We start from the raw sequence: 12079 nt of genomic DNA, 5'->3' as shown, positions 1-12079 counted from the left end.
TGGTCCTCCAGGGTGAACGAGAAGTCGAACCCGCAGCGCAGCAGCCCGACGGCGCCATGCCCGCCCTGCGGACGATGCCCGAGGGCCCGCCGGACGAGGTGTTCGACATCGTCTACCACCCCACCCTGGTCGCCGCCTACGCCTCCGTACTGGCCACATCCCGGTCCCTGTCCCTGCTGGCGCATGCGTCATGACGTCCCCTCGGCACGCACCCTGGCCGGGTGGACCGCTCGGCGAGGCCGAACCCGCGGCGGACGAGTCGTCGGCCGTACGCCACGCGCCGGCCGACGAGGACCCGGAGGCCTCGCGCGGCACACCTGCGCACCGGTCCCCCGCCCCGCATGACACGCCGTCGGAAGAGTCCCGGCACCCGCGCGCCGCGCTCACGACCGTTGGGCCCGCTCCACGCCTTCCGCCGTGGGAATCTCCTGCCGACGACGGCCGGGTCCTCGAGCGGCTCGCCGACGCCGTCACCGCATCCGACGCCCCGCACGTGGTGTTCGCCCTCTCCCGGCACGGGCGCCGCAGCGTCGTGAGCGGCGGCACCGCCCCGCCCCCGCCGCTCGCCCGCGAGAACCTGCGCTACGAGATCGGCTCGGCGACGAAGACGTTCACCGGGCTGCTGCTGGCCCGGCTGATCCGCATCGGCCGGCTGACCGGTGGTGAACCGGCCGCCGCCCTCCTGGACGGGGGGCTGCCGGCAGGTGCGAACCCGGTGACGCTGGCCCACCTGATCACCCACACCTCCGGACTGCCCGCCCTGCCGGCCGGATTCTTCCTCCGGGGCCTGCCCGCCTGGACCACCAACCCCTACGCCCGCTTCCCGCAGGCCCGGGTGGTCGACGCCTTCCTGCGCCACCGGCCGCGCCACCGCCCCGGCACCCGGTGGCGTTACTCCAACTTCGGCGTCGCCGTACTCGGACACGCACTGGTCGCCGCGACCGGCACCCCCTGGGAGGACATGCTCACCGACCAGGTTTTGCGCCCCCTCGGTCTGGACGGCACGACCCTGCGCGCGGACGACTCCGGTCTCGACGCCCCCGGGCACGGAAGGGACGGCGTGTCACCCGTGCCCGCCTTCGACGCCGGAGGCTTCCAGGCGGCGGGTGCCGTACGGGCCACGCCGCACGACCTGCTCACCTTCCTCGAGGCCCACCTGGACCCGGCCGGCGTGTCACCGCACCTCGCCCCCGCCCTGCGGGCGGTGCGCCGCCCCGTGCTGCGCAGGGGCATCGGGCACCGGCACGTCCACACCATCGCCTGGTTCCGTCACCCGACGGACGGCGGACCGATGTACTTCCACAGCGGCGCGACCCTCGGCCACCAGGCGTTCCTGGGATTTCGCGCCGACACCGGCACCGCCCTTGCCGCGGTGTGCACCCGCCGCTTCCGCGCCCACGACCCGTTCCTGGTCACCGCGTACGCGCTGCTGGCACAGGAGTAGCGGGCCCCGTCCGGCGCCGGCGGTACATTCCGCGCGGGCGCCGGACAGCCCTGACCCCTCGTCACACCCGCCGCCACAGGGCCGGCGTGCGGGTGGGCGCCCATGCGCCCTGGGCCTGGTGGGTCTGCAGGCACCGGTAGCGCACACCGGCGTGAAGCACGGTGGCACCGGCTTCGTAGACACGGCCCACTGCCCACGCCTGCGTGGCGTTGCCCTGCGGAGGCGCCGATGGGACGGCCGCGGTCTTCAGGGTGAGGCCGAAGTCGCTGAGCAGCGCATTGATCGGCTGGTAGAACGTGGTGCCCCCGCTACTGCAGTCACCCGTACCGCCGGAGGTCACGCCCTGTGCCTGGACGCCCGAGACGAAGGGCCCGCCGGAGTCGCCCGGCTCGGCGCACACCGTCGTCCGGGTCAGCCCGTCCACCCTGCCCTGGTCGTAGCTGACGCTGGTGTCGTGCTGCTCGATGCTGCCGCAGTGCCACCCGGTGGTGGAGCCGGAGCGGCAGACGGCGGCCCCGACGAGAGCCTGGACCGAGCCGGTGATCTGCACCTTCTGGTCGCCCTCGGCCCTCACGTTCGCGGTCGTGCTCCACTGGTCGTTGACGGCGACCCACGACATGTCCTTGCCCGGGAACGTGGAGGCCTGGAACGTGCCCTGCGCCGTCCTGTCGAAGCCGGTCGTCGTGTCGCCCTTCTTGCCGCAGTGGCCCGCCGAGGCGAAGCCCTGCTGTGCGTCCTTCGTGACGGAGAAGCCGATGGAACACCGGGCGGCGTCGTTGATGTAGTAGGCGTCGCCGCCGGTGATGTCCGCCAGGAGGCGCGGCCGGTTCGCCGTCACCTTGACGCCGACGCCCTTGCGGTCGAGGCCCCCCGCCTTGATGAACGCGGCGGCCGCGGCCTTGGTCCGGGCCTCCACGACGACCCGGTTCGTCGGGACGTCGACGTACCACAGGTGCGTGTCGTGGGTGCCGACGCGGGCCGCCGCCCGGTCCAGCTTCCTCTTCGCGGCCGTCAGGTCGCGCAGCGTCTTCTTCACGACGGCCGCTTTGGCACCCTGGGCCTTGATGGCGGGAACGTCCGTGGCCTTGGTGGTCGCCACCACGAGCTCCTGCGAGGTCGCGCCGCGCAGCCAGGCCCCCGCGAAACGGTTCCCCAGCGCGTTGCGCAGCAGCCCTGCCCGGGTACCCGCCTCCGCCTCGTTGATCAGCCGCCGGGAGGCCTGGGCCCGGGTCAGCCCGAGGTCACGTTCCAGGGCGCGCAGCAGCGGAGCCGACGGCCGGTCGGCGCCGAGGGTCTGGGCGGTCGAGGGCAACGGACCCGCGGGGGGTGCCGGTTCGGCCGCCACGGCGGAGGGCAACCCGGTGGCGAGGAGCGCGCCGAGTGCGGTCAGGGCCGCCCGGCGGCCGGTCACGGCATGTCTGTGGGCCATTTCGATGTGTCTCCTTCGATCGCGGTGAACCTGCAGGCGAGGCCATATGCCTTGCCGGAGCCGCCCGGAGTGATGTCCCGGGCCGCCCCGTTTCGCGCTTTGGCGCGGGGAAGGGCGCCATGTGCAGTACTGCGGACGCCCGGCGTGTCACGCGGACTTCAGGCCGGGCGAACCCACCTCCGTGACGAAGGACGCGGTCGTCGAGATGGTGCCCCCGGGCGTGTTGACGGCCGAGACGGTCCGGAAGTCGACCTGGGCGTTCTCACGGCCCAGCTCGACCCGGACGTAGCCGCGCCGGCCGTCGTAGTGCTTCATGTGGGGGTTGGCCTTCATGAACGTGTCCCAGTTGTCCGGCTTGCTGGTTCCGTTCCCGCCGCTGGCGATGGAGGTGCAGGTGACCTCCGTGCCCAGCGTCCTGGACTGCGGGTCGTCGAAGTCGTCCTTGATGTCGAAGGCGTAGCCGACGTGGACATCGCCCGTGAGGACCATCCAGTTGTCGACGCCGGCGGCTTTCGCGCCCGCCATGACCCGGCCACGGGAGGCTCGGTAGCCGTCCCAGGCGTCCATGGAGACCCGGGCCGGCTCGGTCAGGTCGAACTTGCGCTGGGAGAAGCACACCTGCTGGGGCATCACGTTCCACAGCGCGCCGGAGTCGCGCCAGCCGTCCAGGAGCCAGCGCTCCTGCGCGGGGCCCGTGAGCGTGCGGGCCGGATCGTCCGACTCGCTGCCCGGCGCGTGCGGCCGGTCGCCGTAGGCCTGGTCGGAGCGGTACTGGCGGGTGTCGAGGATGTCGAACTGGGCGAGGGAACCCCAGGCCAGCCGGCGGTACAGCCGGGCATCGGGGCCCTGCGGCAGCTGCTCGACGCGCAGCGGCTGGTTCTCCCAGTAGGCCCGGTAGGCGGCGGCGCGCCGCACCAGGAACTGCTCCTGGGGGCTGCCGTTCTCGTCGAGGGCGCCTGCGTAGTTGTTCTCCGTCTCGTGGTCGTCCCAGGTGACGAGGAACGGGTGCCGGGCGTGCGCGGCGATCAGGTCCGGGTCGCTCTTGTAGAGCGCGTAGCGCAGCCGGTAGTCCGCCAGGGTGGTCGTCTCGCGGTTGAACACGTCAGGCAGTGTGCGGTCGGTGTAGCGACGGGCCCCACCGGTGGAGTCCACCGGGTACTCGTACAGGTAGTCGCCGAGGTGGAAGACCACGTCGACGTCCTCCTGCGCCAGATGCCGAAAGGCCGTGTAGTAGCCGTCCTGGTAGGCCTGGCAGGCCACGGCGGCCAGCCGCATGCCCGCGGCGTGCGTGCCCGAGGCCGGCGCCGTACGGGTCCGGCCGGTGGGGCTGATCCAGCTGCCCACCCGGAACCGGTAGTAGTAGTGGCTGTCCGGCGTCAGGCCCGTGACGTCGACGTGCACACTGTGGGCGTACTCGGGATGGGCCGTGGCGGTGCCCTGCTGCGCGACGATCGCGAACCACTCGTCGAGGGCCACTTCCCAGTCGACGACGACCCGTTGCTGGCCGAGGCCGCCGTCCTCGGCGAACGGCTCGGGGGCCAGCCGGGTCCAGATCAGTACCGAGTCGGGCAGCGGGTCGCCGGAGGCCACACCCAGGGTGAACGGGTCGTCGGACACCCGGGCGGCGTCGAGTTCGGGAGCGGCGGTGGCGCCGCGGGCCGGCCGGTTCGTGGCGAAGGCGAGCATCGCCGCCGCCGCGGTGACCGTCAGGAACCGGCGGCGGGCGACGTGCGGCGCTGCGGTGCGCAGCACGTCGTCGTGCGGGGAGAAAGCATGCTCGGACGGTGCTCTTCGACGGCCCGTCAGCGCCATCTGGTGTCCTCTCGTACGGGGCGGTTGCGCTCCCGTGCGGATGCATGGGGACATCGTCGGCGTGCGGAGCGCGGAGCTCGCATGCTAAGCAGACAAAATGCCTTAAACGGGCACGACGTGCGGGGGGTTCACACCACAGGCGGTACACCGGCCGGGGCGGTGCGCGAGGCGGCGGGCAACAAGAAACGCCGCCCGGCGAACGCGGGCGGCGCGAGAGGAGCGACAAGCGGGGCCCGTCGGCCCGGAGCGCACGGAAGGATCAAGTGAAGGGTCAGCCGCGGTCGCGGATCACTTCCGCCTACGGGCCGACACCGACCGCCGAGCCACTCGCGGACCGAACCGGCTGCTGTATCAGCCCCTTCACCGGCCAGGTGTTCAGCGGGCCTGTCGGGCGGCTGCGACGGCCGCTGCGGGCTCCCGCACCGGCAGGTGGTAGACGTGGAAGGCCCGTCCGATGACCGGCTGGGCGACGTTGCGCACCCGTACGCCGCCGCTCGTCATGCCGTGCTCGGTGCCGGCGTGCGCGTGCCCGTGCACCGCGAGGTCGGCGCCGGCGGTGTCGATCGCCTCGGCCAGCAGGTAGCTCCCCAGGAACGGGTAGATCTCCAGCGGCTCGCCCGCCAGGGTGTCCGGGACGGGGGAGTAGTGGGTCAGGGCGATCCGCGCGTCACAGCCCTCCTGGGCGAGTTGCTCCAGGGCGGCCCGCAGGCCGTCGGCGCACCGGCGCGAGTGCCGGACGAACTCCTTCATCACCGGCTCGCCGAACTCCCCGGCGCACCGGCCGACGAAGCCGCCCCCGAACCCCTTGGTCCCGGCGACGCCGATCCGCGCCCCGCCGCTCTCCACGACCGTGCTCTGCCCCTCCAGCACCTGCGTGCCGGCGTCCCGGAGGATGGCCGTGACCTCGTCCGGACGATCGTCGTGGTGGTCGTGGTTGCCGAGGACGGCGACGACCGGAACGGCCAGGTCCTGAACCTCCCGGGCCACCACCCGCATCTCCTCGGGCGTGCCGTGCCGGGTCAGGTCCCCGGCCAGCAGCAGGAGGTCGGCGCACTCGGGCAGGGTCTCGAAGGCGGGGCGGAGCACGCCCTGGCTGTCGGGCCCCATGTGGATGTCCCCGACGGCTGCGATGCGGATCATGAGAGCTCCTCCGCGTGGTCGGGGGAGGACGCCTCGGTGACCACGAGGTCGCTGTGCACGGGGAATCCGGCGAGCTCCTCGTGGACGGTGCGCACGATCTCGTCGCGGCAGGGTGCCGAGGGCACGGTGCCGGTGAGCAGGACCGTCCGGCCGCGGGCCTCGACCCGTACGCCCAGTTCACCGAGCTCGCCGGAGGCGAGGCGGTCCTGGAGGTGGGCGATGCGGTAGTCCAGGTTCTCGGCCGGCGGCCCGCCGCCCGCGTCCTGGGAACCGTGGGTGCTCATGGGTGCTCCTTCAGATGACGTTCAGGCGCTCCAGGAGGAAGAAGAAGGCCGCGGGCATGGGTTCGTCCCCGCACTCGCGCCGCACCTTCTCCCAGTCGACCTTCTCCCGCAGGGCGCGTGCGATGGGCAGGGCCGCCCCGAAGTCGCAGTGGTGCTCCGAGAACGCGGCGGTCAGACTCCACAGCAGATCGGTCGGGGCCAGCACGGGCATGCGCACCGAGTCGACCGACAGCTCCTGCGCCCGCTCCAGCATGTCCGCGCCGACCGGCCGGTGTGCCAGCTCGAAGATGATGTCCACCGGCTGGCCGAAGCACGTGGCCTTGATCAGCCAGTCCTCCGGCGGGGTGTACACCGTCAGCCCGGCCTCGTGGAGCGTGGCCGCGACCGCTTCGGCGTCCTCGGGGCGGATCGCGAAGTCGACGTCGTGCTTCAGGTTCTTCTCGCCGCCGTGGGCGTACGCTGCCACACTCCCGGCCAGTGCGAACAGGTGCCCGTTGCGCTTCAGCAGGGCGCCGACCTGTTTGGCCGCCTCCAGGAGCGCCTGGTTGCGGTCCTGGGGGAGTTCCTGCAGCGGCTGGTCCGCCTGCGGATCCTGTGGTGGCGCGGGCTCGGCACCGTCCGGTGCCGTCCGGAGGTCGGGGATCCCCGGTCGCCGGACGAGCGTCGCGTCATCACCGTTCTGCGTCATGACCACTCCTTCGCCGAACCGGGCACTCCGCTCCCGTGCGGTGCCCGGACCCGAAACGGCCTGCGTGCCTGCATTGAGTACCCGGCGCTCCCGACCCGACACGGACGGCTTCCGCAGAGAGTCGGGCCCGGGCCCGCCACCCCGGGACAGGCGGACGAACAAGACAAGCGCATAACCTGACAAAGGCGGAATATGGGGCAAATAGCTGGGAAGCCGGATCACACCGCCGACAACGCGCTTGTGGAGGTCGACATGAACCAGGAGACATCACGTTCGTCGGATCTTCCGCAGCCGTTGCGAGCCGTGGCCTCGGGCCTCAGGCACGTGCCGGGCGCGGAGCAGGTGGGCAAGGTGGCCACGGGCGCGCTGGACATGATCGGCGCCGTCTCGCCGCGCGGCCGCCGGATGGCCGTCTACGCCGGCGCCGGAGTGCTCGGCGTGGCCGGACTGGTGGAGTGGCCGGTGGCGGTGACCGGAGCCGCCGTCGCCTGGCTGACCCGGCCGCGGCCCGAGCAGCGGCCCGACGGCGCGTCGCCGAACGGCGGAACACGCACCGGCAGCAGCGGCGACCACCGCTCCGCCCAGGCCGGCGAGGACGACGACACCTCCGCGCAAGGACCCGGCGGCAGGCTCTCCCCCTCCCACTACCGGCACGACCGGCCGGAACAGCACGTCCACGAACAGCCTGCCAAGGTCGGCGACACCGCCACCGCCTCCGCCCTGAAGCAGGTCGCCGAGGCCACCGCGCACCACGGCGACGAGCAGCCCCACGGACACGAACACGAACACGACAGCCGCCCCACCGGCTGAGTCGGGACAGCAGCAGATGCTCACACGCTTCGACGTCACCCCGCTCGTCGGGGCCGTGGCCGGCGCGGCCGCAGGCGCCGCCCGCAGCACCGCCCAGTCGGTGACGTCCGCCTACGACACCACGCGCCGCGTACGCAACGTCGCGCGCAACGCCCTGACCGGCGGACAGCACTGGAAGGCCGGGCAGCGCCTCCACCTCGCGCTGCGGCACTCCGACGGCGACGCCGGAGCGCTCGCCCACCGAGTCGCCGAGGAACTCGTCGAGCACCCGGACGTCCTCACGGCGTACTGGGACGGGGGACTGGGCCGCCTGGTGGTCACCGTGGCCGAGCACGCCGCCACCGACCGCGTCACCGAGCGGGCCACCGCGCTCGCCACCCGCCTGGGTCTCGAAGAGGGCGCGGACCCGACCGCCCGGGACACCAGCCACCCCGGCGACCCCGCCGAGGTACGCCTCACCGCGGCGGCGATCCTGCTGGACGCCGCCGGAGCGGCCGGTGCCCTGGCCGGCCGGTCCCTGCGGCTGCCCCCCACCTCGCGCGTCATCACCGCCACCGTCACGCTGCTGCGCGAGAACCCCCGCTTCCGGGCCCTGCTCCGGCAGCGGTTCGGCACGTCCGGCATGGAACTCGTCCTCGCCGCCGCCAACGCCGCCGCACACGGCATCGGCCAGACCCCGCTGGCCCTCGTGCTCGACGGCATCCTGCGCGGCAACCAGCTCACGGAGGCGGTGGCCAGGGCCGCGGCCTTCGAGGCACTGCACGACGACGTCTGCCACCACCGGCGCGCCAGCGTGTCCTGCCCCGCGGACACCCGGCCGCCGCTCAAGGTGACCCCCGCCGCCGAGTACGCCTCCCACGCCAGCACGGGCAGCGTCGCCGGCGCCGCCGCCACCTTCCTCGTCACGCACAGCGCCAAGGACGCGGCCGAAGCGGTCCTCGCCGGATCCCCCAAGGCCGCCCGCTACGGACCGGCCGCCTTCGGCGCGACCCTCGGCACCTTCCTCGCCCACGCCGGGATCCTGCTGCGCAACGGAGAGCGCCTGCGGCAACTGGAGATCGCCGACGCCCTCGTCCTGCACGCCGACGCCCTGCGCAGCCTGCGACAGGACGGCACCGACGACGGCCTGCCCGACGACCCGGTCCACCCCTTCGCCGAAGCCGTCCTGGACGCCGCCCGCCGGGCAGGCCTGCACGTCGTGATCGCGGGCGGCTCCGACCTGAAGGACATCACCCGGCTCGCCGACGAGGTCGCCCCGAGCGCCAAGCCGTTCGGAGACGTCGTACGGGCTCTGCAGGCCGAAGGGCGCGTCGTCGTGACCGTCGCCCGCCTGCACGAGTCCGGCGACGGGCACCTCGTGGCCGGGCTGCCCGCCGGTGACGTGGCCATCGCCCTCACCGACGGACGGGCGGCCGTCTCCTGGGGCGTCGACGTGCTGGCCCCGAAAGGCCTCGCCGACGTGTGGCGGCTGCTCACGGCGATCCCCGTGGCCCGGCGCGTCGGACGCCGGTCGCAGACCCTGGCCCGCGCCGGCGCGGCCCTGTCCGGGCTCCTGGTCGCCCGCGGCGGGCAGCCCCCGGGCCGCCACCTCCTGTGGCCCCTCACCCGGCACGCCCCCGTCAACATCGCCGCCGCGGGCGCCCTGATCACCGGCTGGCTCGAAGCCGTCCGCGTCGCCCGGGCCACCCCGCCCCCGCCCCGGCTGCACATCCCCTGGCACGCCCTGGAACCCCACGAGGCCCGCGACCTGCTGGGGCGCGCCGATGGCGACGGCGAGCCCCGAGGCCTCTCCCTCCTCGCCGACCGCTCCCGGCAGCAGGCCGCACGTCTGACCCGGCACCCGGCCGCCGCCCCCGCCCGCTGGACGTGGCAGGCCGCCGGTGCCGTACGCCGCGAACTCGACGACCCGCTGACCCCCGTCCTCGCCACGGGCGCAGTCGCCTCGGCGCTGCTCGGCTCGGTCGTCGACGCGCTGCTCGTCGTCGGCGCCATGGACCTCAACGCCGTGACCGGCGGACTCCAGCGGCTGCGCGCCGAACAGGCCCTGGCCCGGCTCGCCGCCCGGCAGCAGCCCAAGGCCCGCAAGCAGGACAGCCGCAAACGCACGGTCACCGTCGACGCCGCCCGGCTGCGGCCCGGCGACGAGATCAGCCTCGGCGCCGGCGACGTCGTACCCGCCGACGCACGGCTGCTGGACGTCGACGGCCTGGAGGTCGACGAGTCGGCGCTCACCGGCGAGTCCCTGCCGGTGACCAAGGCCGTCGACGCCACGCCCGGGCTCCCCGTGGCGCAGCGCACCTGCATGGTCTTCGAGGGCACCACCGTCGTGGCCGGACGGGCCACCGCCCTCGTCGTGGACACCGGTGACCAGACCGAGGCGGGCCGGGCCGTCACCCTGGCCGCCCGTACCCCACCGCCCGCCGGCGTCCAGGCCCGGCTCCAGGAACTGACCCGCAAGGCCCTGCCGGTGACCTTCACCGGCGGCGCCGCCGTGACCGGACTGTCCCTGCTGCGCGGCAGCCCCGTCCGGCGCGCCGTCAGCGGCGGTGTCGCGGTCGCCGTCGCCGCCGTCCCCGAAGGCCTGCCGCTCGTCGCCACCGTCGCGCAGATGGCGGCGGCCCGCCGGCTCTCCCGCCGCGGCGTCCTGGTCCGCACCCCGCGCACCCTGGAGGCGCTCGGCCGGGTCGACACCGTCTGCTTCGACAAGACCGGCACCCTCACCGAGAACAAGCTGCGCCTGGTCCGCGTCGCCACCGCCGACGGCACCGTCCTCGCCACGGACGACGAGCAGGCCGACCCGATCGTGCGGCTGGCCGCGCGCGCCTGCCCGCAGGAGGAGACGGGCCAGGGCCGCCGCGTCGCGCACGCCACCGACGAGGCCGTCCTCGACGTCGCCCCGCCCGACCAGGGCTGGGCCCCCACCGGCGAGCTGCCCTTCGAGACCCGCCGGGGCTACGCCGCCGCGGTCGGTCGCGACGGCGACCCGGACATGGGCGAACTCCTCGTCGTCAAGGGAGCCCCCGAGACGATCCTGCCCGCCTGCCGGGACCTGCCCGGCCACGCCTCGGACACCGCCCACGAGCTCGCCGGGCAAGGGCTGCGCGTTCTCGCCGTCGCCCGCCGAGCCTGCCGGGCCGACGACGCCGAGGCCGAACTCGACGCAGCGCTCGCGGACCTGGAGTTCAGCGGCTTCGTCGCCCTCGCCGACGTCCCGCGCGACACCTCGCACGCCCTGCTCGCGGCACTGCGCCGCTCCGGCATCCTGCCCGTCATGCTCACCGGCGACCACCCGGAGACCGCCCGCGCCATCGCCCTGCAACTGGGCTGGCCGGAGGAGACGGAGGCGGTGACCGGCGACGAACTCGTCGCCATGGAACGCCGCGAACGCGTCCGGGTCCTGCGCGGCGCGGGCGTCATCGCCCGGGTCGCACCCGAGCAGAAGCTGCACGTCGTGGAGGCCCTGCAACAGGCGGGGCGGGTCGTGGCGATGGCTGGTGACGGCGCCAACGACGCCGCCGCCATCCGCGCGGCCGATGTCGGCGTCGGCGTCGAGTCGCGCGGCTCGGCGGCCGCCCGCAACGCCGCAGACCTCGTGCTCACCACCGGTGACCTGTCCGTCCTCGTGGACGCGGTCGCCGAGGGCCGTGCCCTGTGGCGCAGCGTCGCCGACGCGGTGAGCATCCTCATCGGCGGCAACGCCGGCGAGGTCGGCTTCAGCGTCCTCGGCACCCTGCTCGCCGGTGCCTCGCCCCTGTCGACCCGTCAGCTGCTGCTGGTCAACCTGCTCACCGACATGTTCCCGGCCATGGCCGTGGCCGTCACGCCGAGCAGCGACCCCTCGACCGCGGAGCACGCCGCGACCGGCCCGATGGGCCTCGACGTCCTCGGCGCACCCCTGCTGCGCTCCATCCGCCGCCGCGGCATCACCACCTGCTTCGGCGCGGTCGCGGCGTACCTCATCGGCCGGCTCACCCCCGGCACCGAACGCCGGTCCACCACCATGGCCCTGTGCGGTGTGGTCGGTGCCCAGCTCGTGCAGACCCTCTCCGGGCGGCGCCACAGCACGCTGGTGTGGGTCACGGCCCTCGGCTCCGCCGCCGTCCTCGCCGCTCTCGTGCAGACCCCCGGCGTCAGCCACTTCTTCGGCTGCACCCCGCTCGGGCCCGTGGCCTGGGCCGGAGTCGCCCTGGCCATCGCCCTGTCGGCCCTGGCCCCCCGCCTCGAGCGGCTCCGGGCCGTCCACGCCCTCTACGACGCCGCGGCCCGATTCGCCCTGCGTCTCAACGACCTGGGCCGCCAGGCCCGGCACCTCTTCCAGAGCGGGATCGCCGCCCCGGTGGCGTCGTAGGGCGGAACACGAAAGTCGTAGGGCGAGAACCGGCGGCGTAGACGTCCGTGACCTCCCGGCCGGTCACCCAGCGCAGCACGTCGAAGTCGTGGATCAGCGTGTCCCGGTACAGCCCGCCGGACAG

9 protein-coding genes and 1 pseudogene are annotated in these 12079 nt (G+C 74.0%); 4 read left to right on the top strand and 6 right to left on the bottom strand.

What is annotated here, in order from left to right:
• Both ABT116_RS32960 and ABT116_RS32955 read left to right on the top strand, forming a co-directional pair.
• On the top strand, positions 1 to 194 hold a 194-nt coding region (locus ABT116_RS32960), incomplete at its 5' end, for a DUF6895 family protein (protein WP_502983980.1).
• The gene (locus tag ABT116_RS32955; RefSeq protein ID WP_351641274.1) at positions 191 to 1444 is read left to right on the top strand and encodes a serine hydrolase domain-containing protein; all 1254 of its coding nucleotides are present in this window, start codon (positions 191 to 193) and stop codon (positions 1442 to 1444) included. The genes ABT116_RS32960 and ABT116_RS32955, both read left to right, overlap by 4 nt.
• Before the next feature lie 61 nt (positions 1445 to 1505).
• Here ABT116_RS32955 and ABT116_RS32950 read toward each other — a convergent pair whose 3' ends face one another.
• The 5 genes from ABT116_RS32950 to ABT116_RS32930 all read right to left on the bottom strand — a co-directional run bounded on the left by ABT116_RS32950 (position 1506) and on the right by ABT116_RS32930 (position 6797).
• Positions 1506 to 2873: an alpha-lytic protease prodomain-containing protein gene (locus ABT116_RS32950; RefSeq protein ID WP_351641273.1), complete on the bottom strand. Its 1368-nt coding sequence runs from the start codon at positions 2871 to 2873 to the stop codon at positions 1506 to 1508.
• 147 nt (positions 2874 to 3020) lie between these two features.
• Positions 3021 to 4685: an alkaline phosphatase D family protein gene (locus ABT116_RS32945; protein ID WP_351641272.1), complete on the bottom strand. Its 1665-nt coding sequence runs from the start codon at positions 4683 to 4685 to the stop codon at positions 3021 to 3023.
• Between the two features lie 375 nt (positions 4686 to 5060).
• Positions 5061 to 5825 (bottom strand): metallophosphoesterase family protein, encoded by a 765-nt coding sequence (locus ABT116_RS32940; protein WP_351641270.1) that lies wholly within the window; start codon positions 5823 to 5825, stop codon positions 5061 to 5063.
• Positions 5822 to 6109, bottom strand: coding sequence for a BON domain-containing protein (locus ABT116_RS32935; RefSeq protein ID WP_097214668.1), 288 nt, complete (start codon positions 6107 to 6109; stop codon positions 5822 to 5824). The genes ABT116_RS32940 and ABT116_RS32935 overlap by 4 nt, the downstream gene beginning before the upstream one ends.
• A gap of 10 nt (positions 6110 to 6119) precedes the next feature.
• The gene (locus ABT116_RS32930; RefSeq protein ID WP_351641268.1) at positions 6120 to 6797 is read right to left on the bottom strand and encodes a nucleotidyltransferase family protein; all 678 of its coding nucleotides are present in this window, start codon (positions 6795 to 6797) and stop codon (positions 6120 to 6122) included.
• Positions 6798 to 7049: 252 nt separating this feature from the next.
• Between ABT116_RS32930 and ABT116_RS32925 the strand changes: the two genes are divergently transcribed.
• Both ABT116_RS32925 and ABT116_RS32920 read left to right on the top strand, forming a co-directional pair.
• The gene (locus ABT116_RS32925; RefSeq protein WP_351641266.1) at positions 7050 to 7607 is read left to right on the top strand and encodes a hypothetical protein; all 558 of its coding nucleotides are present in this window, start codon (positions 7050 to 7052) and stop codon (positions 7605 to 7607) included.
• 16 nt (positions 7608 to 7623) lie between these two features.
• Positions 7624 to 11955, top strand: a complete 4332-nt coding sequence (locus tag ABT116_RS32920) for a cation-translocating P-type ATPase (protein WP_351641264.1) — start codon at positions 7624 to 7626, stop codon at positions 11953 to 11955.
• 1 nt (position 11956) lies between these two features.
• On the opposite strand, the pseudogene ABT116_RS50975 reads toward ABT116_RS32920, so the two are convergent.
• Positions 11957 to 12079: pseudogene (locus tag ABT116_RS50975) on the bottom strand (Gfo/Idh/MocA family protein); the annotation flags it as partial.

Source organism: Streptomyces sp. NPDC002130 (assembly GCF_040296465.1).
GTDB lineage: Bacteria > Actinomycetota > Actinomycetes > Streptomycetales > Streptomycetaceae > Streptomyces.
This window is presented reverse-complemented; position numbering and strand designations above follow the sequence as displayed.

What these genes read in the sequence shown, in the direction of transcription:
- ABT116_RS32955 (WP_351641274.1), top strand. Translation starts at nt 191, where the DNA reads ATGACGTCCCCTCGGCACGCACCCTGGCCGGGTGGACCGCTCGGCGAG.
- ABT116_RS32950 (WP_351641273.1), bottom strand. Translation starts at nt 2,873, where the DNA reads ATGGCCCACAGACATGCCGTGACCGGCCGCCGGGCGGCCCTGACCGCA.
- ABT116_RS32945 (WP_351641272.1), bottom strand. Translation starts at nt 4,685, where the DNA reads ATGGCGCTGACGGGCCGTCGAAGAGCACCGTCCGAGCATGCTTTCTCC.
- ABT116_RS32940 (WP_351641270.1), bottom strand. Translation starts at nt 5,825, where the DNA reads ATGATCCGCATCGCAGCCGTCGGGGACATCCACATGGGGCCCGACAGC.
- ABT116_RS32935 (WP_097214668.1), bottom strand. Translation starts at nt 6,109, where the DNA reads ATGAGCACCCACGGTTCCCAGGACGCGGGCGGCGGGCCGCCGGCCGAG.
- ABT116_RS32930 (WP_351641268.1), bottom strand. Translation starts at nt 6,797, where the DNA reads ATGACGCAGAACGGTGATGACGCGACGCTCGTCCGGCGACCGGGGATC.
- ABT116_RS32925 (WP_351641266.1), top strand. Translation starts at nt 7,050, where the DNA reads ATGAACCAGGAGACATCACGTTCGTCGGATCTTCCGCAGCCGTTGCGA.
- ABT116_RS32920 (WP_351641264.1), top strand. Translation starts at nt 7,624, where the DNA reads ATGCTCACACGCTTCGACGTCACCCCGCTCGTCGGGGCCGTGGCCGGC.